This window comes from Candidatus Methanoprimaticola sp. MG2, from assembly GCF_047501175.1.
Lineage (GTDB): Archaea > Thermoplasmatota > Thermoplasmata > Methanomassiliicoccales > Methanomethylophilaceae > Methanoprimaticola.
In genome coordinates, this window is the sequence record NZ_JBEQWH010000006.1 from 1 (window position 1) to 24,880 (window position 24,880).

27 protein-coding genes and 2 pseudogenes are annotated in these 24,880 nt (G+C 58.8%); 18 read left to right on the plus strand and 11 right to left on the minus strand.

Annotated features, from left to right (window positions below; translation table 11 throughout):
• Nucleotides 1-106: 106 nt before the first annotated feature.
• Nucleotides 107-451 (minus strand): hypothetical protein, encoded by a 345-nt coding sequence (locus V5D86_RS05550; RefSeq protein WP_414595700.1) that lies wholly within the window; start codon nt 449-451, stop codon nt 107-109.
• Between the two features lie 179 nt (nt 452-630).
• Here V5D86_RS05550 and larA point away from each other — a divergent pair, with 179 nt between their 5' ends.
• The 3 genes and pseudogenes from larA to folP form a co-directional block, all read left to right on the plus strand.
• Complete coding sequence (gene larA, locus V5D86_RS05555) at nt 631-1,872, plus strand: nickel-dependent lactate racemase (protein ID WP_414595701.1); 1,242 nt, start codon at nt 631-633, stop codon at nt 1,870-1,872.
• A 1-nt stretch (nt 1,873) separates the two neighbouring features.
• Complete coding sequence (locus V5D86_RS05560) at nt 1,874-2,983, plus strand: (Fe-S)-binding protein (protein WP_414595702.1); 1,110 nt, start codon at nt 1,874-1,876, stop codon at nt 2,981-2,983.
• Nucleotides 2,984-3,024: 41 nt separating this feature from the next.
• Nucleotides 3,025-3,747: pseudogene (gene folP / locus V5D86_RS05565) on the plus strand (dihydropteroate synthase); the annotation flags it as partial.
• A gap of 30 nt (nt 3,748-3,777) precedes the next feature.
• Here the strand turns inward: folP and V5D86_RS05570 are convergent.
• On the minus strand, nt 3,778-3,990 hold the full coding sequence (locus V5D86_RS05570) for a DUF2116 family Zn-ribbon domain-containing protein (protein WP_414595823.1): 213 nt from the start codon (nt 3,988-3,990) through the stop codon (nt 3,778-3,780).
• Between the two features lie 99 nt (nt 3,991-4,089).
• Between V5D86_RS05570 and V5D86_RS05575 the strand changes: the two genes are divergently transcribed.
• Together V5D86_RS05575 and V5D86_RS05580 are read left to right on the plus strand one after the other, a co-directional pair.
• Nucleotides 4,090-4,320 carry a hypothetical protein gene (locus V5D86_RS05575; RefSeq protein WP_414595703.1) on the plus strand — a complete coding sequence of 77 codons (231 nt, stop codon included), beginning with the start codon at nt 4,090-4,092 and terminating at the stop codon, nt 4,318-4,320.
• Between the two features lie 44 nt (nt 4,321-4,364).
• A complete protein-coding gene (locus V5D86_RS05580; protein ID WP_414595704.1) occupies nt 4,365-4,709 on the plus strand; it encodes a hypothetical protein in 345 nt (114 codons plus the stop codon).
• On the opposite strand, the gene V5D86_RS05585 is transcribed toward V5D86_RS05580, so the two are convergent.
• Together V5D86_RS05585 and V5D86_RS05590 are read right to left on the minus strand one after the other, a co-directional pair.
• Nucleotides 4,710-5,246 carry an SIS domain-containing protein gene (locus V5D86_RS05585; protein ID WP_414595705.1) on the minus strand — a complete coding sequence of 179 codons (537 nt, stop codon included), beginning with the start codon at nt 5,244-5,246 and terminating at the stop codon, nt 4,710-4,712.
• A 1-nt stretch (nt 5,247) separates the two neighbouring features.
• A complete protein-coding gene (locus V5D86_RS05590) occupies nt 5,248-6,291 on the minus strand; it encodes a TIM barrel protein (RefSeq protein ID WP_414595706.1) in 1,044 nt (347 codons plus the stop codon).
• A 115-nt stretch (nt 6,292-6,406) separates the two neighbouring features.
• On the opposite strand from V5D86_RS05590, the gene V5D86_RS05595 reads away from it, so the two are divergent.
• From V5D86_RS05595 to V5D86_RS05650, 12 genes are all read left to right on the plus strand, one after another.
• Nucleotides 6,407-7,006: a hypothetical protein gene (locus tag V5D86_RS05595; protein WP_414595707.1), complete on the plus strand. Its 600-nt coding sequence runs from the start codon at nt 6,407-6,409 to the stop codon at nt 7,004-7,006.
• A complete protein-coding gene (locus tag V5D86_RS05600) occupies nt 7,003-7,701 on the plus strand; it encodes a hypothetical protein (RefSeq protein WP_414595708.1) in 699 nt (232 codons plus the stop codon). The genes V5D86_RS05595 and V5D86_RS05600 overlap by 4 nt, the downstream gene beginning before the upstream one ends.
• A complete protein-coding gene (locus V5D86_RS05605; protein WP_414595709.1) occupies nt 7,694-8,983 on the plus strand; it encodes a glycosyltransferase 87 family protein in 1,290 nt (429 codons plus the stop codon). Before V5D86_RS05600 ends, V5D86_RS05605 begins: the two co-directional genes overlap by 8 nt.
• 91 nt (nt 8,984-9,074) lie before the next feature.
• Nucleotides 9,075-9,440: a 50S ribosomal protein L7Ae gene (gene rpl7ae, locus V5D86_RS05610; protein ID WP_414595710.1), complete on the plus strand. Its 366-nt coding sequence runs from the start codon at nt 9,075-9,077 to the stop codon at nt 9,438-9,440.
• Between the two features lie 12 nt (nt 9,441-9,452).
• Nucleotides 9,453-9,665 (plus strand): 30S ribosomal protein S28e, encoded by a 213-nt coding sequence (locus V5D86_RS05615; RefSeq protein ID WP_178197452.1) that lies wholly within the window; start codon nt 9,453-9,455, stop codon nt 9,663-9,665.
• 5 nt (nt 9,666-9,670) lie between these two features.
• Nucleotides 9,671-9,910 carry a 50S ribosomal protein L24e gene (locus V5D86_RS05620; protein ID WP_414595711.1) on the plus strand — a complete coding sequence of 80 codons (240 nt, stop codon included), beginning with the start codon at nt 9,671-9,673 and terminating at the stop codon, nt 9,908-9,910.
• A 5-nt stretch (nt 9,911-9,915) separates the two neighbouring features.
• On the plus strand, nt 9,916-10,365 hold the full coding sequence (gene ndk, locus V5D86_RS05625) for a nucleoside-diphosphate kinase (protein ID WP_414595712.1): 450 nt from the start codon (nt 9,916-9,918) through the stop codon (nt 10,363-10,365).
• Nucleotides 10,366-10,421: 56 nt separating this feature from the next.
• A complete protein-coding gene (gene infB, locus V5D86_RS05630) occupies nt 10,422-12,170 on the plus strand; it encodes a translation initiation factor IF-2 (RefSeq protein ID WP_414595713.1) in 1,749 nt (582 codons plus the stop codon).
• A gap of 12 nt (nt 12,171-12,182) precedes the next feature.
• Nucleotides 12,183-13,538 (plus strand): phospholipase D-like domain-containing protein, encoded by a 1,356-nt coding sequence (locus tag V5D86_RS05635; RefSeq protein ID WP_414595714.1) that lies wholly within the window; start codon nt 12,183-12,185, stop codon nt 13,536-13,538.
• A 79-nt stretch (nt 13,539-13,617) separates the two neighbouring features.
• Complete coding sequence (locus V5D86_RS05640) at nt 13,618-14,028, plus strand: 30S ribosomal protein S6e (RefSeq protein ID WP_414595715.1); 411 nt, start codon at nt 13,618-13,620, stop codon at nt 14,026-14,028.
• A complete protein-coding gene (locus V5D86_RS05645; RefSeq protein WP_414595716.1) occupies nt 14,028-15,266 on the plus strand; it encodes a translation initiation factor IF-2 subunit gamma in 1,239 nt (412 codons plus the stop codon). Before V5D86_RS05640 ends, V5D86_RS05645 begins: the two co-directional genes overlap by 1 nt.
• 5 nt (nt 15,267-15,271) lie before the next feature.
• Nucleotides 15,272-15,628, plus strand: coding sequence for a PIN domain-containing protein (locus tag V5D86_RS05650; RefSeq protein WP_414595717.1), 357 nt, complete (start codon nt 15,272-15,274; stop codon nt 15,626-15,628).
• On the opposite strand, the gene V5D86_RS05655 is transcribed toward V5D86_RS05650, so the two are convergent.
• Together V5D86_RS05655 and V5D86_RS05660 are read right to left on the minus strand one after the other, a co-directional pair.
• Nucleotides 15,629-16,459 (minus strand): methanogenesis marker 8 protein, encoded by an 831-nt coding sequence (locus V5D86_RS05655; protein WP_414595718.1) that lies wholly within the window; start codon nt 16,457-16,459, stop codon nt 15,629-15,631.
• 95 nt (nt 16,460-16,554) lie between these two features.
• Complete coding sequence (locus V5D86_RS05660) at nt 16,555-17,034, minus strand: peptidylprolyl isomerase (RefSeq protein WP_414595719.1); 480 nt, start codon at nt 17,032-17,034, stop codon at nt 16,555-16,557.
• A 93-nt stretch (nt 17,035-17,127) separates the two neighbouring features.
• On the opposite strand from V5D86_RS05660, the gene V5D86_RS05665 reads away from it, so the two are divergent.
• The gene (locus V5D86_RS05665; protein WP_414595720.1) at nt 17,128-18,564 is read left to right on the plus strand and encodes an NCS2 family permease; all 1,437 of its coding nucleotides are present in this window, start codon (nt 17,128-17,130) and stop codon (nt 18,562-18,564) included.
• A 27-nt stretch (nt 18,565-18,591) separates the two neighbouring features.
• On the opposite strand, the pseudogene V5D86_RS05670 reads toward V5D86_RS05665, so the two are convergent.
• From V5D86_RS05670 to V5D86_RS05690, 5 genes and pseudogenes are all read right to left on the minus strand, one after another.
• Nucleotides 18,592-19,755: pseudogene (locus V5D86_RS05670) on the minus strand (AAA family ATPase); the annotation flags it as partial.
• Nucleotides 19,756-19,830: 75 nt separating this feature from the next.
• Entirely contained in the window at nt 19,831-21,177 is a 1,347-nt protein-coding gene (locus V5D86_RS05675; RefSeq protein WP_414595721.1) for an ATP-binding protein, read from the minus strand.
• 252 nt (nt 21,178-21,429) lie between these two features.
• The gene (locus tag V5D86_RS05680; protein WP_414595722.1) at nt 21,430-23,424 is read right to left on the minus strand and encodes a hydantoinase/oxoprolinase N-terminal domain-containing protein; all 1,995 of its coding nucleotides are present in this window, start codon (nt 23,422-23,424) and stop codon (nt 21,430-21,432) included.
• Nucleotides 23,425-23,532: 108 nt separating this feature from the next.
• On the minus strand, nt 23,533-23,949 hold the full coding sequence (locus V5D86_RS05685; RefSeq protein WP_414595723.1) for a winged helix-turn-helix transcriptional regulator: 417 nt from the start codon (nt 23,947-23,949) through the stop codon (nt 23,533-23,535).
• Between the two features lie 8 nt (nt 23,950-23,957).
• Nucleotides 23,958-24,770 carry a hypothetical protein gene (locus V5D86_RS05690; protein ID WP_414595724.1) on the minus strand — a complete coding sequence of 271 codons (813 nt, stop codon included), beginning with the start codon at nt 24,768-24,770 and terminating at the stop codon, nt 23,958-23,960.
• Nucleotides 24,771-24,880: the final 110 nt, after the last annotated feature.

A 24,880-nucleotide genomic window follows, 5' to 3' on the forward strand; every position in this document is an offset into this window, starting at 1 on the left:
ACCGTTTCAAATCCACGAGGATGTCTATATGACACCAGAATTAGGAAACACACTACTATCAGTATGGATCGGATGGGCCGGGGTCGTCCCCGGCCCTGGAAAATAATCAGTTCTTGGCCTTCTTTTTGGACTTCTTCTCCTTGCCCTCGGAGACGACGTCCTCCTCGAAGTCGAGCCTTCCGTAGAAGATCTCGCGGCACTCGAACATGCGCTTGCCGATGGACTTTCCCTTTGCGGTGAGGGTGTATATCTTCATCAGGCGCCTTCCTGCCTCGAGGTGCATCTCGAGCAGACCCAGCTCCACAAGTTCGTCGGCGGTCTTGATGACCGTCTTGTAGTTCTTGGCGATACGGAGCATGTCCGTCGCCATGATCTTCTCGTTCTCGTAGATGAGCGAGATTATGTCCACAGCGTACCTGCTGGACAGAGGAGACTGATAATCTGTAATCATGGTCTGCGGGAGCGCTTGCCGATTATAAATCGTTTCGGGCATTACAGATGTACGTCCAGAACGCATCCATGGCACAATCGTGTGATTCACCGCCAATGGATTGGCCCATGACACACGCATCGCTCACGCGCGTGTGCGAAGTCTTATAATTGAAGTCCACGCATCAAGTCGTGATTCAAATGATCGTTGATGTGAAGTACGGAAAGGACGGGGTTCAGAAAACCAGCATCCCCGATCCGAACTACATCGGCACATTCTACCCAAAGGATGTCGTCTGCGGTGACCCGGACGAGGTCATCGGGAGCTCCATCGACAATCCCCTGGGCTATTCTTCGATGGAGGAGTTCCTGGAGGGCGGTGAGGATGTGGTCTTTATCGTCAATGACGGGACGCGCCCCACCCCTACCGCGAAGGTGTTGGATGCCCTGTCCAAGAGAATGGACCTCAGGTCCGCCCGCTATCTGATCGCGACCGGCACCCACAGGGACATGACCCGTGAGGAGTACGACATGGTCTTCGGATCCCACTACGAGGAGCTGAAGGACAGGATAATCTGCCATGATGCCAAGAAGTCCGAGTGCGTCAACCTCGGGACCTCGAAGAACGGCACCCCCATGGAGGTCAACAAGATCGCCGTGGACGCGGACCGTCTGGTCATCATAACGTCCGTCGAGCCCCACTATTTCGCCGGATACACCGGCGGAAGGAAGTCCTTCCTCCCCGGAGTCGCATCCTACCGCACAGTGGAGGCCAACCACAAGCTCGCGATGAGCGAGGCCGCGCAGTCCCTGGCCCTCGACGGCAATCCCGTCCACGAGGACATGATGGACGCGCTCGAAGTGATCAAGGGGAAGAGGATCTTCTCCATCCAGATGGTCCTCGACAGGCACCAGAACATATTCAAGGCCGCCTCCGGGGACCTGAACGAGGCATTCCACAAGGCGATCGGGTGGGCTAACGAGGTCTTCTCGGTGCCGATCCCCGAGAAGGCGGACGTGGTCGTCTCCGTGGCACCGTATCCCATGGACGTCGACCTGTACCAGTCCCAGAAGGCCCTCGACAACGGGAAGTGGGCCCTCAAGGAGAACGGGAAGATCATCATGGTCTCCAAGTGCAGGGAGGGTACCGGCAGCGACACCTTCCTGAAGCAGCTCTCGACCTCCAGCGACCCGTTCGAGGTCCTGGAGAACCTCAAGGCCGAGTACAAGCTGGGGTACCACAAGGCCGCTAAGATGGCGGAGATCGCCACCTGGGCCAGTATCTGGGCCGTCACCGATCTGGAACCCTCGTTGCTGGAGGGTGCAAACATCAGACCTTTCCCATCAGTCCAGGCGGCTGTGGATGAGGCACTTAGGGAGAATCCGTCCTCCAGGGTCATGGTGCTCATGGACGGAAGCGTCACCATACCGAGGCTTGAGTGAAATGTCGGACACAAAGGAGTTCAAGGCGGACAGCCTTGAGAAAGTAAGGAACGCCGTCAACGTGTGCACGATGTGCGGGTTCTGCAAGAGCGTATGCCCTTCGTTCAAATCGATCGGATGGGATTCCGCATTGTCGAGAGGACGCATCGTCCTGACATACGGTCTTCTCACCGGGGACCTCGAGCCGGACGAGTCGGTGGTCAGGAACATGTACACCTGCACCACCTGTGCGGACTGCGTCCGCAGATGCCCCTCCAAGGTGGACATCGTGGACATCATCGAGCTCTGTCGCGCGGACCTCGTGAAGGCGGGACACATCCTCCCCAAGCACAAGGCGATGTGCGAGAACATCCTCGAGACCGGAAACCCCTTCGGGGAGAAGGTCAGCAGGGAGGAGGCACTTGGAAGGAAGCCCCACAAGGCGAAGGTCGGATACTTCGCGGGATGCACGGCGACGTACCGCTCCAAGGAGACCGCCCGTGCGACCATGTCCATACTGGACAAGATGGGCGTGGACTTCACGACCCTGGACGAGCTGTGCTGCGGATCCGTCATGCAGAGGGTCGGTTGGTCGCAGGACGACGTCACCGACCTCATGAGGAAGAACGTGGAGGCCATCAAGGCCCAGGGCGTGGAGACCCTCGTGCTCTCCTGTGCCGGATGCTACAGGATGTTCAAGCACGAGTATCCCAAGTACGTCGATGTCCCGTTCGAGGTCCTTCACATAACCGAGTTCCTGGCTGACAAGGACCTCAAGCTGAAGCCCATGGACGGGGTCGTCGCCACGTACCACGATCCCTGTCACCTCGGAAGGCACTGCGGTGTCTATGATGCTCCTCGCGCCGTCATCGCCAAGATCCCCGGCCTGGAGTTCAAGGAGATGGAGTTCAACGGGAAGACCAGCCATTGCTGCGGCGGGGGCGGAGGGGTACGTTCCGCATATCCCGAGGAGGCGATGGACATCGCGTCCACCAGGCTGGACGAGGCCTCCTTCGCGAAGGTCCTCATCACCTGCTGCCCCTTCTGCGTCAACAACCTGAGCGCGGCCACGGGCGAGAGGGACATACAGGTCCGTGACCTCGTGGAGCTCATCGACGAGTTGATGGTTTGATCAAAACCCTCAGGCGGCCCCTCGGGGGGCCGCCCCTTATCATGGGGATCCTCAACGTGACCCCAGACTCCTTCTCGGACGGCGGATGCTGGGCGGACCCCTCCGTCGCGGTCCGTCATGCCATGGACATGATAGATGCCGGGGCGGACATCATAGACATAGGCGGGGAGTCCACCCGTCCCAACTCGGAGCCCGTCTCCGCGGACGACGAGATCGCCAGGCTGGAGCCGGTTCTGAGGGATCTCGTACCGTCCGTCAGCGTCCCCATCTCCGTCGATACCATGAAGACGCGGGTGGCGGAGCGTTGCATATCGATGGGCGTAGACATCGTCAACGATGTCTACGGGCTCCGTGATGCGGGGATGCCGGAGCTCTGCGCGTCCGCCGGCGTCCATGCCGTCATAATGCACATGCACGGGATGCCGAAGTCGATGCCGGTCGCGATGCAGGGGGACTTCATGAACGAGATCCGTGATTTTCTCAGGGAGAGGACGGAGGTCGCACTCGATGCCGGGATCCGTGCGGACCATCTGGTCATGGACCCCGGCATCGGTTTCGGTAAGGATCCCGATCAGAATCTCGAGATACTCGAGAACAGTTCGTTCTTCTCGGACGGGTACCCGGTACTCTCGGGATCATCCCGGAAGAGGTTCCTGGCCACCAAGTTCCCCGGTATGGGCCGGGACGAAGCCTCTGTCGAGGCGGCATTGGTGGCCTCCGGGTCCGGTGCGGACATAGTCCGCGTCCACGATGTCGCGTCCGTCTCCAAAAGAATGAGGTGCCCGGACGTCCGATCATGCGAGCTTCATGATCACGCCGACCGTGACCACGATGGCGCATACAATGACCGCAGAGCCCCAGAAGCGGTATTCCTTGCGCTTCTCATCCCTCTCGCGTTTCGTCTCCCCCGATCTGCATTCCTTGTCGCAATACTCCTCGCCGAAGGGGATGGGATCCCCGCAGAATCTGCAATGGGAGTGTTCGGGAAGTCTAAGACCGGCAACCATGGGGCACGATATAACTTCGCTAATAGATAAACCGTAACTGATGTGTTCTTAAACCCGGCGTACGAATCCAATCGTCGCTGCTGTATGCAGGGTGGTATCATGGTAAGATTCACATTGCTGAACAGGTCCACCAACGCAAGGATGAGGTTCGATGCGTTGCAGGGGGACAAGGTGGAGGAGGTCATGTCCGCGGCCATAGACGTGTGGGGGTGTGAGAGCGGGCTGGTGCTGAGGGACGGGTACTCCCTTCTGAGTCCGGATGTGGATGTGGACGACTGCATATTGGACAATGATGTGGTGGAGGTCCTTCCAGACCCGTTCCGCCGATGACATGAAATACGGCCTGTGTGTGGGGGCGTCCCGGAGTTCTTCAAATGATCGGGAGGATGGGTACTACGGCAGACGTCGTGTTCGGTCCGCATGCCATGGCATCTATATTCGATGCGGTCGAGAGGTCCTGCATGTCCGGCGGTCTGACCGGCAGCATTGAGGCCGATGACAAGGGACGGTTCTGCGTGGTCACAGGCGCCGGCACCAATCAGGTCGGCATGTTCTTTCCATCGGAGGGGACGGAAGCGACCAAGGAGATGATCGACGAATTCAAGAGGCATTCCGAGTCGGGAGTCCTGATCGTTATCGATCCAGAGATCTCGGAGCTCGCGATATATTCCGTGAAGGGCGGCGATGCGACGTTTGCTTCCGCCTTGATGTCGGAGTGATCAGACCCATATGGCATGACGATAGCGCATGTCCTGTTCGCTGATCCCTTTGCGTTCCATGATCTCCGCGACGATGATATCGAACAGTATCAACGCGGAATCCTCGAATATCGTCCCCAGGGGGGCCGTCTTGCGGATCTCCTCGCTCTCCGGCACTTCCATGATCAGTGAGACGTCCGACGTCCCGGTGAGCGGGCTGGAGGCGGTCCCGGTGATGCACACGGTCTCCGACCCGATGTGTCTGGCTATCTCGGCGGTCTGAACGACGGACGAGGTCTTGCCGGTGAAAGATATCAGGATCGTGAGGTCCTCCTTCCCGATTATGGGGGTCGTCATCTCGCCGACGAAATGGACGTCCAGGCCGAGTTGGACCAGACGCACGGCGAACAGCTGTCCCACCAGTCCGGACCTGCCGGACCCGTAGATGAAGACCTTACGTTTCTCGAGGATGCTCGCGATCAGCGATTCCTTGGAATCAGGGTCGACGGATCCGACGGCCAGTCTTATGTTCTCGAGAAGGCCGTCGGGTTGTGTCAAGTCACTCACCGGCGGCTGCCGCGGCTTCCGACTTCTTCTTCTCCTTGAGGTCCTTAGCGGCCTTCTTCGCAAGGATCCTCTCCTGGATGATCCTCATGTACATCGCATCGTGTTCGAGCAGCGGCGATGTGGAGATTATCGTGCAGTCGGGCCTCATCTCCATGAGCGCCTCTGCGAGGGGCTCGAACTTCAGGTCGCCCTTCTTGATCGGTGTGAGCCTCTTCTCGTTGTTCTCGTAGTACTCGACTCCGGCGAAGGCCGTGTGAAGGGGACCGTCGCAGTACGGTGCGACGTTCTCGATGAGATCTATGAAGTCGTCCGGGTCCAGAAGGGTCCCGTTCGTGCGGGAGTGGTAGTGGGAGAAGTTGATGACCGGTGTGAGTCCATCTATGTCGCTGCAGAGGTTGAGCACCTGCTCCAGGGACCCGAACACATCCTGCTGGCCGGTAATCTCTATCCCGAGCCTGGGCTTCAGTCCGTTTCCCTTCCACCAGTCGACGATGGCGCCGATGTTCTGGTATATGTTCTCCTCGATCTCCTCCGAGGGCTTGTTCTCGTCGTATATGCCGAGGCTGGTGACGACGATGTCCCCGTCCAGCGCATCCAGGATGAGCCCCGCGTGCCTTATGTTGTCCATGCAGGAGTAGGTGAGGACCTCGTCGTCCCCTCCGATGTCCATGTAATAGGGCGTATGGATGGACAGTTTAACGTCCATCCTCTTCGCCATGTGCCCGATGCCGCTCAGGCTCCCGAACGTGTTGGCCACGGGGGACGGCATGTACAGGAGGTCGTCGTCCTCGTCGATGGGCTCGTCCGGGTCGCTGATAGGGTCCCCGTCCCTCAGGATCTCGACGACGAAGTCCTCCGTGATGTCATTGATCGTGAGGCCGACCTCCTCGTCTTCGGGAGGACGCGGATATGCTCCCGCACGAACCATCTGTATCTCCAGAGCGCTGAGGCTGAGGTTGTGCACATCCTCGATACCGTCTTTTAGGGTGCGTCCTTTGCAGGACAGCGGTATGCCGGCGGGGCCGAACCTTATCATGAGTCTCGCAAATCCCCTTAAGTAAATAAGGGGTTCGTTCGCAACGGGTTGTTTCGCCGCATTACGGTCGCGTAGTGAATAGGATTATAATCAGAATGCGTTTCGTCCCCCTACAATGAATTCCGGAAGACTAGTAGCGACGGCAAGTGCTATCCTAGCGGTAGCGTCGTTGGTCGTCGCTTGGTGCAACTACGAGGGCATCATGGCGGTGATATCGTTCTTCGCTCTTGTCTTCGGAATCGTCGCATCGAAGCGCTGTTCGGCCAGGATGAACGTCTTCATCATGATCGCCGCGGCAGCGTCCCTGGTGTGCACGTTCCTCTCGGTGACGATCCTGTCCCCGGAGGGCTTCTCCAACGAGGCAGGTGAGCCGAGCACGTTCTGGTTCGTGCTCATCGGACTGGTCCACAGCGTCCCGATGATGCCCCTGACGATGTCCATGTTCGTCATCATAGCATCGGTCACGGGTGCGTCCTACAACTGGGCGATAGTCCTCGGTCTCAGTCCGTTCATAGGCATGGGCATGGAAGTGCCAGGGTTCGTACTCGAGTACGTCTTCGAAGGTGCGGACAACTGGATGACCGACAACGGGTACATCCTGCACCATTTCCTGATGACCTGCCTGGTCATGATCCTCTACGCGTGGTACCTGTCCCATGACCTCAGGAAGAAGGGACTCATCATCACGGAGCACGGCATGGAGGTGCTGGAATGATGACCCCCGAGCAGAATGCGAGGGAGGTCAGGACCGCATGGGCGATGCTGGTCCTGTGTCCCCTGTCGTTCATGGTCATAGCCATCTTCCCCATACTGGGGATCGCGCCTGGGATAGAGGCGGGGCACGACCCCATCTATCTGATCGCGACCTGCATCGCATGGGCGCTCGTCTCGATGCTCCTGCCGGTGCTCAGGCTCGCCCGGCTGGTGTCGATGCCCAGGATGTTCCTCCTGGCCGTCTACGGGAACATGTACTTCTACGTGATATCGCTGAACCTCGGGTTCTACCTCAACCTGAGCTGGTGGGGGGACATGGGCCATGTGATCTCGTCCACCATCGTCACGATGATCGTCTTCATCGCACTGTGCGTGATCGAATGCAGCTCGCCCAAGCATGTGACTTTCGGCCGCAGGACGGGGATGGTCGCTATGCTGGTGCTGGTCTCCCTGAGCTTCGGAGGCATATGGGAGATGATCGAGGGGTTCGTCGATTTCGCCGGCGGAGGCTCCTACATGGTCTACAGCGCCCGTGACACGATGGGCGACCTGACCGCGGACCTTCTGGGCGTGATCATCGTGGCCGTCCTGACATACTGGTATCTCGGAAAGCACACGCCCTGGGACATATTCTCCAGTCTGAGGTTCGGAAGGGATGCGTTCGAGGTCTCCGGATCGGAAGATTCAGATGTCTGACATCAAGCGCATCCTATGGGGGGACGATGTCCGTCGCGCCACCACCGTCATGGCGGCGCTGTTCCTGGTCGCCTGCATAGTGTACCTGCTCGTCGTGTACTTCGCGGGCATCGAGACGGAGGTCATCCGCGACAGGTTCTGGAAGAACGCGGAACCGCTGTTCAACGGGGAGTTCCCCGTGATGGAGTATCCTCCCCTGGCGATAGTCTTCATAGCCATACCCAGGTTCTTCGGGAACACGCCCTGGAGCTACGAGACCGCGTATGTGGCGGAGGTGTTCGTATTCGTCGTCATAGGCCTACTGCTCGTGTCCAGGCTGGCCCGCGTCCTGGGGTATGACCGCATCAAGGCGATGATGGCCTACTCCATACTCGTGGTCCTGATGATCGAGTTCGTCCTGGACCGGTTCGACATATTCGTCATGGTGATCACGCTCGCATCCGTCCTGATGTTCGCCGAGAGGAGGTACAACTGGGCGTTCGTCCTGCTGGCCGTCGGCGTCCTGGTCAAGCTGTACCCGGCGATCCTGTTCCCGGTATATGTCCTCCTGATGATGAATCAGGGCAGGATGCGCGAGATGGCCGTCGGAGCCGCGTCGTTCGTGACGGTCGGGCTGGTGGCGGTGGCCGTATGCTGGGTCATAAATCCCGAGATAATAACCAACTTCCTGTCCTACAATTCGGGCAGGCCCCTCCAGATCGAGTCGGTGGCGGCCTCCGTGATCTACTTCTTCTCCCTGTTCGGGGTGTCAGACATGTGGATCCAGGAGGCATCCGCCGAGAGCTTCTGGTCGGACAACCTCCGCGGGGCGATCCCGGACGCGGTGTCGGAGGTCCTGCTGACGTGCACGGTCATCGGGCTCATCGCGGTATGGGTCCTCTCCGCGTACCTTCTGAAGCGTCATCCCGGACAGGGATCGAGGCTGGCCGCACTCGCGATGCTGGCATGCATGCTGGTGTTCCTGGTGGTCAACAAGGTGTTCTCCTCGCAGTACGTCATCTGGCTTATCGGCCCGGTGCTGCTGGTCATGCTGGTCTGCAACGACGGGTTCGGGAGGAGGGTGTTCATGCTGACCGTCGCCATCATCCTCCTCACGCAGCTGAACTTCGCATACAACATAGGGTACCTGGGAGGCGGGGACGCCATCAATTCCCTGGGGATGGCGATCCTGTTGGTCAGGAACATCCTGACGGTGTACATGTTGGCGGTCGTCCTCCGCAGGATGTTCTCTGTCGGTGACGGGGATGCGGACGGACAGGGGTCCGACGCCGTCCTCGCCTAACCATTAAATAAGAGCATCAGATAGGTCGGGCCTGCTCTCAGAGCCGATGAATGATGAAGGCGCGCTTGAGCGCCGGAAAGAGGTAATTGAAATGTCCGTATACGTGAAATTCGAGACTCCCAAGGAGATTTCTGACAAAGCCTACTCCCTCGCCGAGATGGCAAGGGATGGCGGCAAGATCAAGAAGGGAACCAACGAGGTCACCAAGGTCGTCGAGCGCGGCAACGCCGCCATCGTCATCATGGCCGCAGACGTCGAGCCTCCCGAGATCCTCGCCCACATGCCCGCACTGTGCGACGAGAGGAACGTCCCCTACGTCTACGTTCCCAGCAAGACCGAGCTCGGTACCGCTATCGGCCTCGACAAGCCCACCGCTTCCATCGCAATCATGGATGTCGGAAAGGGAAAGGCCCTCTGCGACGAGATCGCCCAGGCAGTCAAGAACCTGAAAGGCTGAAGGTGAACTGGAATGGTAGACACCGACAGCATACCCGCCGAGGTCGTCGAGGTCATCGGCAGGACCGGAATGACCGGGGAGGCAACCCAGGTCAAGGTCCGTGTCCTCGATGGACGCGACAAGGGCAGGATCATCACCAGGAACATCATGGGACCCGTCAGGATGGGAGACATCCTCATGCTGAGGGAGACATCCAGAGAAGCCAGGAAACTGGGAATGAGGTGATTCGAATGGTCGACACTTCCAGGAAATGCTCCTTCTGCGGGGCATCCATCGAACCCGGTACCGGCAAGATGTACGTCAAGAAGGACGGGACCATCCTGTTCTTCGAGTCCAACAAGTGCTACAAGAACATGATCGAGCTGAAGAGGGTCGCCAGGACCACCCTGTGGACCGAGAAGGCACAGATCGAGAAGGCGACCAAGCTCAAGGCCCTGGAGAAGTCCGAGGCCTCCGATAACGCGGAGTGATCCCGATGGAGCAGACCTACCTCATGGTCAAGCCCGACGGAGTCCAGCGCGGACTCTGCGGCGAGATCGTCTCCCGCTTCGAGAAGAAGGGGCTGAAGATCGTCGGCATGAAGCTGATGACCATCTCCAAGGAGACTGCGGAGAACCACTACGGGGAGCACAAGGGCAAGCCCTTCTTCCCCTCGCTGATCTCCTACATCACCTCCGGGCCCGTCCTCGCGATGGTCCTCGAGGGAGAGAACGCCGTGACGATCTGCAGGGGAATGATGGGGAAGACCAACCCTGCCGAGTCCGCACCTGGGACCATACGCGGAGACTACGCCATGGTCACCGGCATGAACATCATCCACGGTTCCGATTCCGTCGAGTCCGCCAAGAGGGAGATCTCCATCTTCTTCAAGCCCGAGGAGCTCATCTCCTACGAGAGAACCTCGGACAAGTGGATCTACGAGTGATACGATCGCGAAACTCCTTACCAAAACCACTTATCCTATTACTGAGGTGTTTAATTATGGCCATAAGGCAACCCGTTGTCAGCGTTCTGGGTCATGTCGACCACGGCAAGACCAAGCTTCTTGACCGCATCAGAGGCACCTCGGTCCAGGCAAGGGAGGCCGGCGCCATCACCCAGCATATCGGCGCCACCGAGGTCCCCATCGACCACATCTACAAGATGTGCGGTTCGATCATCGGAGGGAAGAAATTCGATGTCCCGGGACTCCTGTTCATCGACACCCCCGGGCACCAGTCCTTCGTGACCCTCCGTGCCAGGGGAGGGTCCCTTGCCGATCTCGCGGTCCTAGTCATCGATGTGAGGGAGGGCCTGATGCCCCAGACGATCGAGTCGATACGCATCCTGAGACAGTACAAGACCCCCTTCGTCATCGCCCTCAACAAGATCGACACCATCGAGGGGTGGATCTCGGAGGAGGGAAGGCCCTTCATCCTATCGGAGAGGCAACAGCAGGACCACACGCACGCGGTCTTCGACGAGAAGATGTACAATGTCATCGCGCAGCTCGCTCAGGAAGGCATCTCGTCCGACAGATACGACAGGATAGACGACTTCACCAAGGCCGTGGCACTGGTGCCCATCAGCGCGAAGGCCGGGGAGGGGATACAGGACCTCCTGCTAGTCCTCATCGGTCTGGCCCAGCGCTTCCTGGAGACCCAGCTCGAGAAAGGGGAGGGACCGGGGAAGGGGACCATCCTGGAGATCAAGGAGGAGCGCGGACTAGGAAAGACCCTGGACATGATCCTCTACTCCGGTACACTGAGGAAGGGGGACACCATCGCGATGGGGACGCGCGGCGCACCCGTCGTCACGAAGATCAAGGCCATCCTGAAGCCGAAGCCTCTCGATGAGATCCGCGATCCCAGGGACCGCTTCGACTCCGTCAAGGAGCTCCATGCCGCCGCAGGGGTCAAGATTTCCACTCAGAACTGCGAGGGAGTCATCGCAGGTGCTCCCATCATCGTGGTGAAGGGTCCGAACGACCCTGCCATAAAGGCTCTCGCCGAGGAGACCAGCATCAAGATCGAGACCCAGGAGAACGGCGTCACGATAAAGGCGGACGCCATCGGGTCGCTGGAGGCGCTCGCGTACGAGGCTAAGGCGCACAACATCCCCATCAGGAAGTACGGTATCGGGGAGATCACGCGCAGGGACATAGTCGAGACCGCGTACGCGGACAAGAAGAACTGTGTCATCCTGGGGTTCAACTCCGCCCTGTCCAAGGATGCCGAGGCCGAGCTCGCCAACCACGAGGACCTGAAGGTCTTCAGCAACCAGATCGTGTACCAGCTCATCGACGACTACATCGAGTGGGTGGAGGAGAGCAAGAAGCAGACCGACTCCGACAAGAGGGCGGTGTTCTCGTTCCCTGCCAAGTTCGTCGTGCTTCCCAACTGCATCTTCCGCGCCAGCAAGCCCGCCATCGTCGGTGTCAGGGTGCTTGCCGGCAGGATACGCCCCGGGGAGAACCTCATAGGTCCTGACGGACGCGACATGGGGAGGATCAAGAGCATACGCATCGGCGAGGACGTCCAGAAGGAGGCCAAGCAGGGCGACGAGGTCGCGGTCGCCATAGAGGGTGTGACCGTCGGGAGGCAGATCGACGAGGAGAACGTCGTGTATGTGGACCTCATCGAATCCGGATACAAGCAGCTCCAGGGCCTCGAACTGACAGCCGACGAGAAGATGACCATGGAGGAGACCGTGGCCATCAAGAGGAAGGAAGAGCCTTTCTGGGGAATGTGACGGGGGCGACCCTTGACATATCTCACAGTCCCCTTCTTCACGTACATCTTCGCAGTGCTGCCGGTCTGGCTGCCGCTATTGGCAGTGGACCTGGCGGCGCTGTACATACTCCTGTTCAGGGAGAGGTTCGATCCCAGGACCTTCGTGTTCTGGGTGGCCATAGTGTTCATCCTGCCGTTCGCGGGGTTCATACTGTACCTCATGTTCGGATGCACCCTGTTCATGCGGTCGGACGGGAGCAGGAAGCACGCATCCGACCGCAAGTACATGGCCGGTGTGCAGTCGGACACCCCCGATGGCGACACCCGCCTGTCCCGCATCCTATCGGAGTCCGGTGCCGACATATACACGTCAGGCAACGATGTGAGGCTCCATTGGGACATGGGTGCGGACGGACGCGACTTCCTGAGCATCATCGAGACGGCCGAGAGGACCATACACCTGGAGATATTCGGCCTGCCCCGCGACAAGGCACTCGTGCAGGCCCTGGAGAGGAAGGCACGGGACGGCCTGGAGGTCAGGTTGATCACATCCGTCGTCGGGTTCGGAAGGACCCCTGGGCTGCACGCCCTGAGGTCCGCAGGGGTGAGGCATGCGACGTTCCACAGCGGGTTGAACTCGCTGTTCATGATCAAGACCGCGAACCGCTGTCTCAGGGAGATCCTAGTGGTCGACGGCGACCACGCATTGACCGGGCTGGGGGCGGGGATCGAGATCAAGGGTCCCGCGGCCGCCCGTCTGGACCGCAGGTTCATCGCGGACTGGGAGCACGCCTCCGGAGAGGTCTGCGACATCGTCGACTATGACGGAGGGCCCAAAGGCGGATGCGGGGTCCAGTGCGTATCGTCCGGGCCGGACTCTCCCGGTCTTCCCATGTTGCACGGCTACTCGGAGTTGATCTCCGGCGCGAGGCAGAGGCTGTACGTCACGTTCCCCTATCTCGTCCCGACGGACGACATGTACAACGCGGTGAAGCAGGCGGCCATAGCCGGCACGGATGTCAGGATACTCATCCCCGCCAAGTGCAGGCATTGGTATCAGGCATGGAACTCCCTCGCGGCATCCAATCCCCTGATGATGTCAGGTGTCCGGGTGTACTTCGCCCCCAAGGCATTGGTCAAGTGCCTGGCGGTGGCGGACGGAAAGGTCTGCGCCGTGGGATCGGGGATATTCAATTCCCGCTCCATGAGGGCGGACTACGGGGAGAACGTCGTCGTGTTCTCGGAGGATGCGGCAGGGGATGCCGAGCGCGAGTTCCTGTCCGAGCTGGAGGATGCCACCGAGTGCCTGCCCGAGGAGTACAGCCGTCGCAGCTTCACGGACATGCTGAAGATCGCGGTGTCCCGCATGTTCATGTTCTTCAACTGAGTCCCGGGCCCGGCGTCGTGCTTTAAAAGCAATACCTTTATTAATGCGCCCCTGATAGCCGACCCCTACAGGTGTTCAAATGGCAGACTTCAAAGTCATAGTGAACGATGTTAAGACTGGAAAGTCTTACAATGTCGCGGTCACCGGTCACCACGCGAACTCTCTGATTGGCGTAAGCATCGGAGAGGTCGTCGACGGAGTGTTCGTTGGCCTTCCCGAATACAAGCTCAAGATCACTGGCGGATCCGACAGGAACGGAACTCCCATGAGGGGGGACCTTCCCGGAAACAAGAGGGTCAAGCTCCTTCTGTCCGACGGTCTCGGATTCCACGAGATCTACCACGGTGAGAGGAGGAGGGTCGCCGTTCGTGGTGCCACGATCTCCGACGCAATCGTCCAGATCAACATGAAGGTAACCGAGTACGGACCCAAGACCATAGAGGAGATCCTCAACCCCGCACCCGAGGGAGAGGCTCCCGCGGAGAACTGATGAAAGTTCCAAAGCAGCCCGAGATCAACATCGGGATGATCGGGCACGTCGACCACGGGAAGACGACCCTCACAAAGGCTCTCTCCGGCGAGTGGACAGACCGTCACTCGGAGGAGTTGAAGAGAGGGATCTCCATCCGTCTCGGGTATGCTGACGTCGCGTTCTACAAGTGCCCCGAGTGTCAGGGCGCAGCTTGTTACGGCACCACCAAGAAGTGCAAGAACTGTGGCGCGGATGCCGAGTTCCACAGGGCGGTGTCGTTCGTGGACGCACCGGGCCACGAGACTCTCATGGCCACCATGCTGTCCGGAGCCGCCCTGATGGACGGGGCCCTGCTGCTGGTCGCGGCCAACGAGAAGTGTCCCCAGCCCCAGACCAAGGAGCATCTGATGGCGCTGTCGATCATCGGCATCGACAAGGTCATCATCGTCCAGAACAAGATCGATATCGTCACCAGGGAACAGGCGATCGAGAACTACAAGCAGATCAAGGAGTTCGTCAAGGGGACAGTCGCGGAGGATGCACCGATCATCCCGATCTCTGCCAACCGCGGCGTCAACATCGACATGCTCATCGAGGCCATCGAGGAGCACATCATCTCCAAGATCGTAAGGGATCCCGATGCGACCCCGCTCATGCACGTCGCACGTTCCTTCGACATCAACTCCCCCGGTGCGAAGCCGGAGGAGCTGAGGGGCGGAGTCCTCGGGGGCAGCCTCATGCAGGGTACCCTGAAGGTAGGGGACGAGATCGAGATCGCTCCCGGAAGGAAGACCGAGGTCGCAGGGAAGACGGTCTACGAGAATATCCGCGCGACGGTCACATCCCTCGAAGCAGGGGGCAAGTCCGTCAAGAAGGTCGTCCCCGGGGGGCTTATCGCCATCGGGACCGGACTGGATGCGGCCATAACGAAGTCGGACGGCCTTACCGGAAGGGTCATCGGACGCCCCGGAGAGCTACCTCCCGTGGTCCATGACTTCGAGATGAAGACCGTCCTGCTGGACCGTGTGGTCGGTTCGTCGGCAGAGCTCAATGTCGACGAGATCAAGAGCAACGAGCCCCTCATGCTGAGCGTGGGAACGGCAACCACCGTCGGCGTCGTCAAGAGCGCCAGGGCAGGTTCCGCCGAGGTCACCCTCAAGATCCCCGTATGCATCCTGCCCGGGCAGAGGGTCGCCATCTCCAGGCGCATCTCCAACAAGTGGAGGCTCATCGGATACGGTATCGTCGAGCAGTGATCGTCATGCAGACGGTCGTGCTCGACACAAACGCCTTACTGATGCCTTTTGAGATCAGGATCAATCTGGACCTCGCCCTGCAGGACCTGCTCGGCGAGGCCAGGATCGTCGTCCCCGGACCGCTGGTGGGGGAGTTGAAGCATTTGGACCACAAGTTCTCCGGTGCCGCGCTGGCTCTGGCCCGCAAATACGAGATAATCCCGACCGAGGCCACCGGGGACAGCGCCGTGGTGGAGCTGGCGAAGAGGGAGAACGCCTATGTCCTGACCAATGACAAGGAGCTCCGCAGGCGCCTCAGAAGGGAGAAGGTCCCGCTGATCTATCTGAGATCGGGGACCCATCTGACCATAGAGTCGTACTGATCAGATCAGCGGGGACGGAGGCTCCTGAGATCCCTGGCTGGGGTCCCACGCCTTCTTCCCGAGTTCATCCAGCTTGTCCTGCACGAGTTCCTTTCCTGCGGCGCTGGTCCCGTAGACGGGGACCTTGCGGCCTGCTATGAGGGTATCGGGCCTGTTGGACGCCTCCACACGGAGATACTTGGATGCGCAGGATGTTATGACATCGAACGTGTCGAATGCGAGTCTCGCGTCCTCTTCCGACATACCGGTGGTGTGGACTCCGACGAGGATCAACCTGTCCCCGTACTTCTGGCGCATACTGACGGCATCGCGGACGAACGGCGTGGTGACAGCGACCTTTCCGAATCCCATCGAGAACGCCTTGTCCACACCGGCGACCATGTCGATCCTCGCGGTCTCCGGGTCGAGCATGTTCTCCGGTCCGATCGCCTCGACGACCTTGGGTATCGGTTCTGTCTCACAGATCCCTGATATGCGGCCACCCATCCCCTGGACGAGCTTCGGGTCCGTGAACACCGCGGTTCCGCACCCGTCCGCGGCTATGACGGCCGCGTCGATCTTCCCGTTCATCAGAGCGAAGCTGAGTATCTCGGAGATCCCGAACGAGAGGAAATTGGCCATCTCGGTCTCCCTATCCTCGTTGCACATGCCGAAGTGCTCTATGCGGTACTCGATGTTCTTCCTTATGGATTCACAGTTGAGTTCCTCTATCCCGCGTTTCTCCGCGAAAAGCGGGCAATGCTTGACGCGGGGCTCGGTGACCTCGACGACCTTTCCATCCACGATGGTCACTCTGCTCAATCCAAGGCATTCCATCACGTGCTTCGACATGGGTTGACTCCGGTCGGGAATCGATGGTCAGAAAAAAATAATCTTCGTTCCGATGGGAATGGAAATGGTTTCGTGCCGGGTTCCCGGCACGGGTCTCACTCGACGACCTCGGCCTTCTCGATAACGACATCGCTGAGAGGCTTGTCGTTGCGGTCTGTCTCGACGCGTCCGATCTTGTCGACGACGTCCATCCCGGAGACGACCTCTCCGAAGACGGGGTGCGCGTAGGGTGTGCGGGGGTCCTCCTTGTCGAGGTACGTGTTGTCGACGGTGTTGATGAAGAACTGGCTACCTCCGGAGTTGGGCCTGCCGGTGTTGGCCATGGAGATGGTCCCCCTCCTGTTGGAGTGGCCCTTTCCGAACTCGTCCTGGATGGTGTATCCGGGTCCGCCCATTCCGGTTCCGTCGGGGTCTCCGCCCTGGATCATGAACCCGTCGATGACCCTGTGGAAGATGACGCCGTCGTAGAAGCCCTCTTTCGCGAGCTTCACGAAGTTGCCGGTGGTGATGGGCATGTCCTCGTTCATCTTGAGGGTGATGTCCCCCATGTTGGTGTGAAGGATGACCTGTGTCATTGTGCCAGGGAAACCATCGGTCGATTTATGGTTGTTGTCTGTCCGTCACGGGCACTGACCCTTCAAATACGTACATGACCGTCCAGTCTTCGGATGCGTGACATATTCGGGCTGAAGGAACATGGGACCACCCCCATGAAGGAGGCCGTGGCGGGATTGACGACATTCCTGTCCATGGCGTACATCCTCATCACCGTGCCGGGGATACTGGGCGATGCCGGGATGGAATGGGGCGCGGTCTTCCTGGCATCCGCGATATCGTCCATCGTCGGGACCCTGGTGATGGCCCTCTACGCTAACGTCCCGTATGCTCTGGCCCCCGGCCTCGGGATGGCATCCTTCTTCACGGTGACCGTCTGCGGATCGATGGGATTCTCCTGGCAGGAGGGTCTTGCCATAGTCTTCATATGCGGTCTGGTGAACATAGCGATAACATTGACGAACGTCCGTAGGAAGATCATCGCGTCCATTCCCCGGAGCCTGCAGTACGCCATATCCGGAGGGATAGGGCTCTTCGTCGCGTACATCGGGATCCTGCAGGTCGGTCTGATCGACCTGAGCGCCGGCGTGCCGGAGCTGGCGAACCTCGCACAACCGGCAGTGGCACTCTTCATCCTCGCATTGGCTCTGGTGCTCATCCTGATGGGGAAAGGGGTCAACGGCGCGCCATTGATTGTGATCATCGCGATATCCGTGATCGGCATCCCGTTGGGATTGACCGACATGGGCGATACCGTCAGCATATCCGATGCGTTCTCGCAGCTTTCCGGTTCCGTCGGTGCGATATTCTCCGGGGAGGGGATCCCCGCGCTCTTCACTGATGCCGACAGACTCCCGATGGCCGTGGTGGCGATCATCTCGTTCAGTCTCGTGGACACCTTCGACACGGTGGGGTCCTTCATCGGGACCGGTAGGAAGAGCAAGCTGTTCACCGACGAGGAGCTGACATCGGAGGGGGAGGGCGGGTTCAACACCAGGATGGACCGTGCCCTGGTGGCCGATTCGGTTGCGACGTCCGTCGGGGCGTTCGTCGGGACCACCAACACCACGACCGTCATAGAGTCGATGGTCGGCATATCGGAGGGCGGCAGGACGGGTCTCACTGCGGTCGTCGTCGCGGTGTGCCTGGCGGCGACGATGTTCGCATCACCGTTGATAAGCGCGATCCCCGTGGCGGCATACTCCGCGGTCCTGGTGGCCGTAGGGATACTGATGATGTCCTCGTTCAGGAACATCGACTGGGAGGACTTCTTCGAGGCGGTCCCCGCATTCTTCGCGGGCCTGTTCACCGCGCTCTGCTACAACATCAGCTACGGGATAGGACTGGCCTTCATAACGTTCTGTCTGATGAGGCTGGTGTCCGGAAGGGGGAGGGAGGTCAGTCCGATGATGTGGGGGATTTCTGCGGTGTTCGTTCTGATGTTCGCCGTCCAGGCCCTCGTGCGATCGTCCCGATCGGTTCTTCTTGAGCTTCCTGCCGACCATGGACAGGTATGCCAGCAGACTCTCGATCTGGATGCGTTCCAGTGAGGCGCTCTGCATCCCCGAGCCGCATTGGGCGATGCGATAGTCGGTCTCGCCGATCTTGTCCATCAGCCTCACCATGTCCGCATCCCCGAGTCCTATGCCCAGTGCCTGCTGCTGGATCCCAGATATCACCTCGCGGCCGGTCATCCCGCCCTCGATCATCATGGTGTCCAATGTGTCGCGGGCCTTCATGACATTCCCGGAAAGGGCCTCCTCGATCATCTTCTGGGTGGCGTTCGTGGCAGGGGTCTCCACCAGTCTGAACACCGTGTCGAGGTCCACCTTCCTTCCTGATGCCGACGAGGCCTGCAGTATCCCTAGGGCCACGCGCATGTCCCCTTCGGATGCGCGGGCTATGCCGTCCGGGACCCCCTCGGAAAGCTGGACGCCCTCCGTCTCCGCGATCTCCGAGACGCGCTTGGCCAGAACCTCGCGGGGGATCGGATTGAAGGTGACGGTGCTGCACCTGGACCTCACGGGGTCTATGATCATGGACGGATGGTTGCAGGCGAGGATGAACGCGCAGTTCCCGGAGTACACCTCCATGGTGCGCCTCAAAGCCTCCTGAACCTCCTTGGAGAGGGAGTCCACCTCGTCAATGAACGCGACCCTGAACCTGACGCCGTCTATGGACGATGTCGTGGCGAACTCCCTGATCCTCCACAGGGGGCTGGAATCCTTCCTGATGACCGTCTTGGACGATGAGTTCCCGTCCTCGTCGACATCGGACTTCTGCTCCACCGGCCTGGATTTGGTGAGGTCCGAGGCATCGATCTCCAGGAAGTTCCCTGCGGTCATGCCTCCCAGGACCTCGCGTGCCAGTATCAGTGCGCATGTCGTCTTCCCGGACCCGGGAGGACCGGAGAGGAGGAGATGGGGGAGGCTGTCGCCGGACGTGAACGATCTCAGTCTGTCGACAGCTTGAGGCTGGCCGATAACCTCGTCCAGGCTCTGCGGCCTGTACTTCTCCATCCAGACAGAATCCATCTTGATCATGGGGACATGTCGGTGTCCGTTATAGAACTGGCGGATGGGCCTCCTTCGGAGGTAATCACGGAGGCGCTTGTCAACAGAGTGTACAATGTCGAATGCAGGATTGTCGATGACGGGGGAGTCCCGCACGTTATATTGGGGTCTGCACTGTCCCTGAGTTAAATCTTTTAGGCCCAGGGCTTGAGGGAGCACGCATCTCATGAGCCCTGGGGTTTTTGGACGATCGAATCCGTTTCAAACAGCATCCGAGGTTCGGGAGATCGATCCCCTCACTTTTTAGATGAACGCCGCCATGTAGAGTGGCAGGCACCGAATGCCATCCACCTCTCTCATGTCTTTCGTATATAGGATGAATGAATCTCCGAGGCGCTTTCCAAACTTGTTCCGGAATTTATCCAGGGATGAGTGAGAGAGATGATCCGATGATTTTACTTCAATGGGACAGATCTTCCCATTTCTTACGACCAGGAAATCTATCTCGATGTTGCCTTTGCTGTCATCACGGTCGTATCTGTGATAGAAGAACAACCTGTGGCGGTTCGACACGAGCATCTGAGATACCACATTCTCCATAAGCATCCCTTCGTTAATGTTCAGACGGTCACTGAGTATGGCACGATACAGTTCATTCTCGGTAAACCTGTTGTCCGCAAATGCCATGGTGGTTAGAAGTCCCGTGTCCGCCATGTAGCATTTCTGTGTGGAGATGTCCAGGTTCATCGTCAGTCCTGTTTGAGGGTCTGTGGAATTGAAGCAGATGTTTACGACTCCGGAATCCGCGAGCCACATGAAAGAATCTTCGTAATCGCGGGTGCGGGCATCCTTTCCTAGCGATGAAAGTCTGAATGTCTTCTCCTTTTTAGACAGCTGTCCAGGTATGAGGTCAAAAATGCCACGGACCTTCATAGCATACCCATTGGCAAATTTCCCTATGTCGTTACGGTACAGCTCGAGGATTTTTCTCTTCTCATTGTCTGCGGATTGAAATCTGCCTGTGTCCTTGTACAGGGAAACGACCCTGGGCATACCTCCCACTAGAACATACTCCCTGAAACGTGTCATCATGCGGCGGTGAAGCATTTCTCCCATAGGGGTCATGTCATCGAAGCATTTCTTGGCGAAATCATACAGCGAGTCATCGCCCATGGCCCACAGAAATTCCTCGAAGTCCAATGGATTCAACGCATATTCCTCTTCTTCTGAAGGTATCAGTATGTCTTTGACATTTGCTCTGACGGAGATCAGGGAGCCTGTCTCGATGTAGTCATACCTTCCATCTTCGACCAATGTTTTTATGCGCTGTCTTGCAAGGGGAAAAAGTTGTACCTCATCGAAAACTATGAGCGATTCGCGATCATACAGAGGTGTACCGAACTCTATGGACAGCTTTTCGAAGAACATGTCCAAGTTCCTCATGTCATTGATGAATGCATCTGTTATGCCTGGACTGACATTGGAAAAGTCAATCATGATGAATGATCTGTACTGTTCTTTTCCGAATTTTTTCACCAAATGGCTCTTACCGACTCTTCTTGCACCTGTTATCAGCAGTGCACTGGTGCCCCTGCTTGTTTCTTTCCATTCCAGCAGGTCGTCGTAAGCTTTCCTCCGGAGTTCCATCATAATTCGAACAGAGAGATGGTATGTATTTAAACATTCACGAATTCAAAGATTTTAGAACCATGTATTTTCACGGATTCAAAAGTTTTGTATGTGCAGCTCTTCACGGATTCAAAGGTTTTGGACATACGTGATCCGAGCGGTCTTCTCGATATTCACCATCCCATGATGCGAGCCCATGTTCTGGTATGGGGTGCTTCGCGACAGTCTCCATCGCGCAGAGATGCTGAAACGACCCGGGTGGAGGGACGGATGTCACTCGCGTCCCTCGAAGGGCCCGGAATGTCCGGTCGCGGTCATGGTGACCTCGATCTCCGACAGTATCTCGCGCCCCCTGCTCCACATGGTGCTGGTCTTCTCCGATGTGCTGATGCGTATGTTCTGGGCGTTCGCCGCCTTCAGCATCTCCGCGAGATGCTCCCCGCAGTGCTCTTCGACGAACCTGTGCGCCTCGTCCAGGCTCTGCACGAGGTGCCTCCCGTCGAACGTGAATATCTCGAACGGGGACGAGTCTTCGTCCAGGTTCTCCGGCCTTATCGTGGTGACGATGGATTCGGACAGTGTCGCGGTTATCGCCCCGACCGCGTTGCCTACGTCCGAGTCCGGATGTATCAGGACCTCCGCGTCCAGCGCCTCCCCGGCCCACCTGACCAGTACCCCTGCGGGGGCCCCGATGCCTATCATGGGCTTGTTCAGGTGTATCCTGCATCTGAAGTCTAGGCCATCCTTCGACAGGACAGCCTTTCCGAGCATCCTCTCCCCGGCGGAGCCGAGGTCGCAGCTGCCCATCTCCTCCTCTATGAGGTCCCTCATGACCTCCGTGCAGATCCTCTGCTTGATGCAGTCCTCAGCGTCCTTCAGGAACTCGTCGAGGGTCTTCCCGCTCCTCTTGGCGAGATATTCCGCACCGAGGACGGAGGCCTCCCTGTCGTAGTCCGAGAACCTTCCCAGCACGTGCAGGAGGTCCGTGGGGGTGAACGCTATCCTCTGTACGAGGTCCTTGTTCTCCAGCCAGGCGCTGTTGATCGATGAGGTGTACGTGCCCAGCTCTGCGGCGGCCTCGTCGGCCGTCAGCGGGCGCTCCCTCAGGAGGTCCATGAACATGCGGTCGGTGTCGGTCATGTGTTCGATGCTATCCGGGTCGCAGATCGGGGTGAACAGCTCGCATCCCATGGCCTGTGTGAAGGGGTCCCTCTTCTCGCGCAGGTCCGTGTTGCACAGCCCCATCGCATCGTTGAGCGACCTCTTGACCGAGTCCCATCTCATCGATGCCACGCACAGCGGTATGGCGCGGACCGAGCTCTGTACGACCTTCCTGCCGTTGACGAGTATGCGGCTGTCACCGCCTATCCCGGCGGTGGCCACGCGAGCGGCATTGATGTGCGTGAGCGTACCCCCTATCCTCATGCCATCGGATGTGAGTCTCGGGGTGCCGTTCCTGAGCACGCCGATGTCAGTGGTCGTCCCTCCGATGTCCAGCACGACCGCATCCCTCCTCCCGGTCAGGGTCATCGCCCCGATGAGGCTGGCGGACGGTCCGGAGAGCACGGTCTCTATGGGCTTCTCCTTGGCCAGGGACTCGCTCATGAGGGAGCCGTTCCCGCGGACTATGGTCAGGGGCACATCCAGACCCATGTCCGAGAACACCCTCTTCACGGACGAGATGAGCCTCTCCATGATCGGGATGAGCTTGGCATTCACGATGCATGTGGATGCACGGGTCCCCACCCCTAGCTTCGACGACAGGTCGTGGCCGCAGACTGCGGGGATGTCCAGGACCTCCCTGACGATCGCACGCACCCGGTCCTCGTGGCTCGGGTTCCTGGTGGCGAACACCCCGGTCACGGCGACAGCGTCGACCTTCCCCCTGACGGATCCGAGGAACTCCCGGACTGCCGTCTCGTCCAGGGTATGCTCCTCCCCGCCGTGGTTGTTGTGGCCTCCCGCGACGGTCGTGCGGGCGTCCACGTGGACGGAGACCTCGCATTCCTGGCCGATGCAGATCAGCGCGACCCTGCAGCCCTTCCCCTCGACCACGGAGTTCGTGGCCAGCGTGCTGGACAGGGATGCGACGGAGACCTCTCCCAGAAGCGTCTGGTCCAGTGATTCCAGTGCCTTACGGACCCCTATGCTCAGGTCCTCCTTCGTCGTGGGGGATTTGGCCTTGGAGAGGACCTTGTCGGTCTCCAGGTCCATGATCACGGCATCCGTGTTCGTCCCGCCGGTGTCGAGACCCAGTCCCAGTGTCATGGTTGAGCAACGGGCGTTCGGAAGATAAATGGTGGGGTCTGGGAGACAGATGTTAGGCCATTACAGGATGACAGAAAAATCGCGAATCTGGAATGATTCTCCACGATATTAAGTCGGAGATGCAGTCATCGTTTTCGAGTACGGCATGGGTCGTGTGATCGGACATCCTCGGGAGCGTGTCCCTCGGGGATGTCCGATGCGGGCCGATCGCCCATGATTTTCCCGATACCATTCGCCCCATGAGCACATGGTCTCGAAGATCGGGGTAAAGCTACGACCCAGGTCCGTCACGCTGTGTTCTACACGCGGTGGGATCTCCGCGAACGCCTGACGGGATATCAGCCCATCTGTCTCCAGCTCCCTCAGCCTGTTTGTCAGGACCTTGGAGGAGATGCCTGGAACCGATTCTCTCAGTTCGCTGAACCTCATGGTGCGTTGGCGCAGGTCTCTGAGAATCAGGATCTTCCACCTGTCGCCTACGAGGCTCACCGTAAGTTCGACCGGGCATTCGGGAAGCTCGCTCATTGTATCGTTCACCGTAGGGGTTGCTGGGGGAAGAATGCATCGGCCGTCATTTCCAGATAGTTCTTTCCGCTGTAGTCGGGGAACTCGGATATCATGGTTCCTATGAACTCATCTGACGATCTCGATCCGGATGCAATGTCCCTCAGTCTCGAGATGTATGCGATTTTCGTCATGACGTCCTCTCTGGTCTCCGGTCTGTAGTGGGAGGTGAGGAACAGCTCATACCCTCTGTCGAGGTACCTTTGTAGATTGGATATTATGATGTCCGCGTGGTCAGGGCCCCCCACTATGGAATGGCAGTCGTGTCCGATCATGTGGACGTATGCCGCCCTTGCCGTAGGGATCTCGATCTCGTATGCCTCTTGATCCGGATTGATGATCACACGGATGCCGGCGATCTCGAGCGGTCCGCCTCCGATGATCGTATCGGTCGTGCAGGGTCCACCATCGAACGTCTTTCCGAACGTCCCGGAGAACTTTTTGACCATGGCTCTTCCGGCCCCGATGTTCGTGAAGTCCAGTGCCCCCTGAGTCATCATCTTCTCCACATTCGGCATGAATCTGTTCCCGCCGCCATGGTATGCCAGAAGCTGTGCCGCGAGTCTGATGCCATTCATACGGATGTACTCCGTTAATTCCGTTATCGATTCGTCGAACCCCGGATGCTCGATCGCGAATGCATCCCTCGTCTCGATGTTTTCTATTATGATGGCCTGATCGTCCAAGGGGTCTTTGGTGTCATACGAGTGGATCCTGATGCCGTCAAGGTCAAAGACGGTCACCTCCCCCACGTTCAGCTTCTCCACTCTTCTCGTGCTCATTGTATCTTTCTCGAACCGTGTTGGTCCCAGGAAGTAGCATGCCTAAGGAGTATTGGTATCGTCAAGAACCCGATGGGACTCTTGGTTCCCGTACGGAAACCGATGGGAGG

What these genes read in the sequence shown, in the direction of transcription:
- V5D86_RS05550 (WP_414595700.1), bottom strand. Translation starts at nt 451, where the DNA reads ATGATTACAGATTATCAGTCTCCTCTGTCCAGCAGGTACGCTGTGGAC.
- larA (WP_414595701.1), top strand. Translation starts at nt 631, where the DNA reads ATGATCGTTGATGTGAAGTACGGAAAGGACGGGGTTCAGAAAACCAGC.
- V5D86_RS05560 (WP_414595702.1), top strand. Translation starts at nt 1,874, where the DNA reads ATGTCGGACACAAAGGAGTTCAAGGCGGACAGCCTTGAGAAAGTAAGG.
- V5D86_RS05570 (WP_414595823.1), bottom strand. Translation starts at nt 3,990, where the DNA reads ATGGTTGCCGGTCTTAGACTTCCCGAACACTCCCATTGCAGATTCTGC.
- V5D86_RS05575 (WP_414595703.1), top strand. Translation starts at nt 4,090, where the DNA reads ATGGTAAGATTCACATTGCTGAACAGGTCCACCAACGCAAGGATGAGG.
- V5D86_RS05580 (WP_414595704.1), top strand. Translation starts at nt 4,365, where the DNA reads ATGATCGGGAGGATGGGTACTACGGCAGACGTCGTGTTCGGTCCGCAT.
- V5D86_RS05590 (WP_414595706.1), bottom strand. Translation starts at nt 6,291, where the DNA reads ATGATAAGGTTCGGCCCCGCCGGCATACCGCTGTCCTGCAAAGGACGC.
- V5D86_RS05595 (WP_414595707.1), top strand. Translation starts at nt 6,407, where the DNA reads ATGAATTCCGGAAGACTAGTAGCGACGGCAAGTGCTATCCTAGCGGTA.
- V5D86_RS05600 (WP_414595708.1), top strand. Translation starts at nt 7,003, where the DNA reads ATGATGACCCCCGAGCAGAATGCGAGGGAGGTCAGGACCGCATGGGCG.
- V5D86_RS05605 (WP_414595709.1), top strand. Translation starts at nt 7,694, where the DNA reads ATGTCTGACATCAAGCGCATCCTATGGGGGGACGATGTCCGTCGCGCC.
- rpl7ae (WP_414595710.1), top strand. Translation starts at nt 9,075, where the DNA reads ATGTCCGTATACGTGAAATTCGAGACTCCCAAGGAGATTTCTGACAAA.
- V5D86_RS05615 (WP_178197452.1), top strand. Translation starts at nt 9,453, where the DNA reads ATGGTAGACACCGACAGCATACCCGCCGAGGTCGTCGAGGTCATCGGC.
- V5D86_RS05620 (WP_414595711.1), top strand. Translation starts at nt 9,671, where the DNA reads ATGGTCGACACTTCCAGGAAATGCTCCTTCTGCGGGGCATCCATCGAA.
- ndk (WP_414595712.1), top strand. Translation starts at nt 9,916, where the DNA reads ATGGAGCAGACCTACCTCATGGTCAAGCCCGACGGAGTCCAGCGCGGA.
- infB (WP_414595713.1), top strand. Translation starts at nt 10,422, where the DNA reads ATGGCCATAAGGCAACCCGTTGTCAGCGTTCTGGGTCATGTCGACCAC.
- V5D86_RS05640 (WP_414595715.1), top strand. Translation starts at nt 13,618, where the DNA reads ATGGCAGACTTCAAAGTCATAGTGAACGATGTTAAGACTGGAAAGTCT.
- V5D86_RS05645 (WP_414595716.1), top strand. Translation starts at nt 14,028, where the DNA reads ATGAAAGTTCCAAAGCAGCCCGAGATCAACATCGGGATGATCGGGCAC.
- V5D86_RS05650 (WP_414595717.1), top strand. Translation starts at nt 15,272, where the DNA reads ATGCAGACGGTCGTGCTCGACACAAACGCCTTACTGATGCCTTTTGAG.
- V5D86_RS05655 (WP_414595718.1), bottom strand. Translation starts at nt 16,459, where the DNA reads ATGTCGAAGCACGTGATGGAATGCCTTGGATTGAGCAGAGTGACCATC.
- V5D86_RS05660 (WP_414595719.1), bottom strand. Translation starts at nt 17,034, where the DNA reads ATGACACAGGTCATCCTTCACACCAACATGGGGGACATCACCCTCAAG.
- V5D86_RS05665 (WP_414595720.1), top strand. Translation starts at nt 17,128, where the DNA reads ATGCGTGACATATTCGGGCTGAAGGAACATGGGACCACCCCCATGAAG.
- V5D86_RS05675 (WP_414595721.1), bottom strand. Translation starts at nt 21,177, where the DNA reads ATGATGGAACTCCGGAGGAAAGCTTACGACGACCTGCTGGAATGGAAA.
- V5D86_RS05680 (WP_414595722.1), bottom strand. Translation starts at nt 23,424, where the DNA reads ATGACACTGGGACTGGGTCTCGACACCGGCGGGACGAACACGGATGCC.
- V5D86_RS05685 (WP_414595723.1), bottom strand. Translation starts at nt 23,949, where the DNA reads ATGAGCGAGCTTCCCGAATGCCCGGTCGAACTTACGGTGAGCCTCGTA.
- V5D86_RS05690 (WP_414595724.1), bottom strand. Translation starts at nt 24,770, where the DNA reads ATGAGCACGAGAAGAGTGGAGAAGCTGAACGTGGGGGAGGTGACCGTC.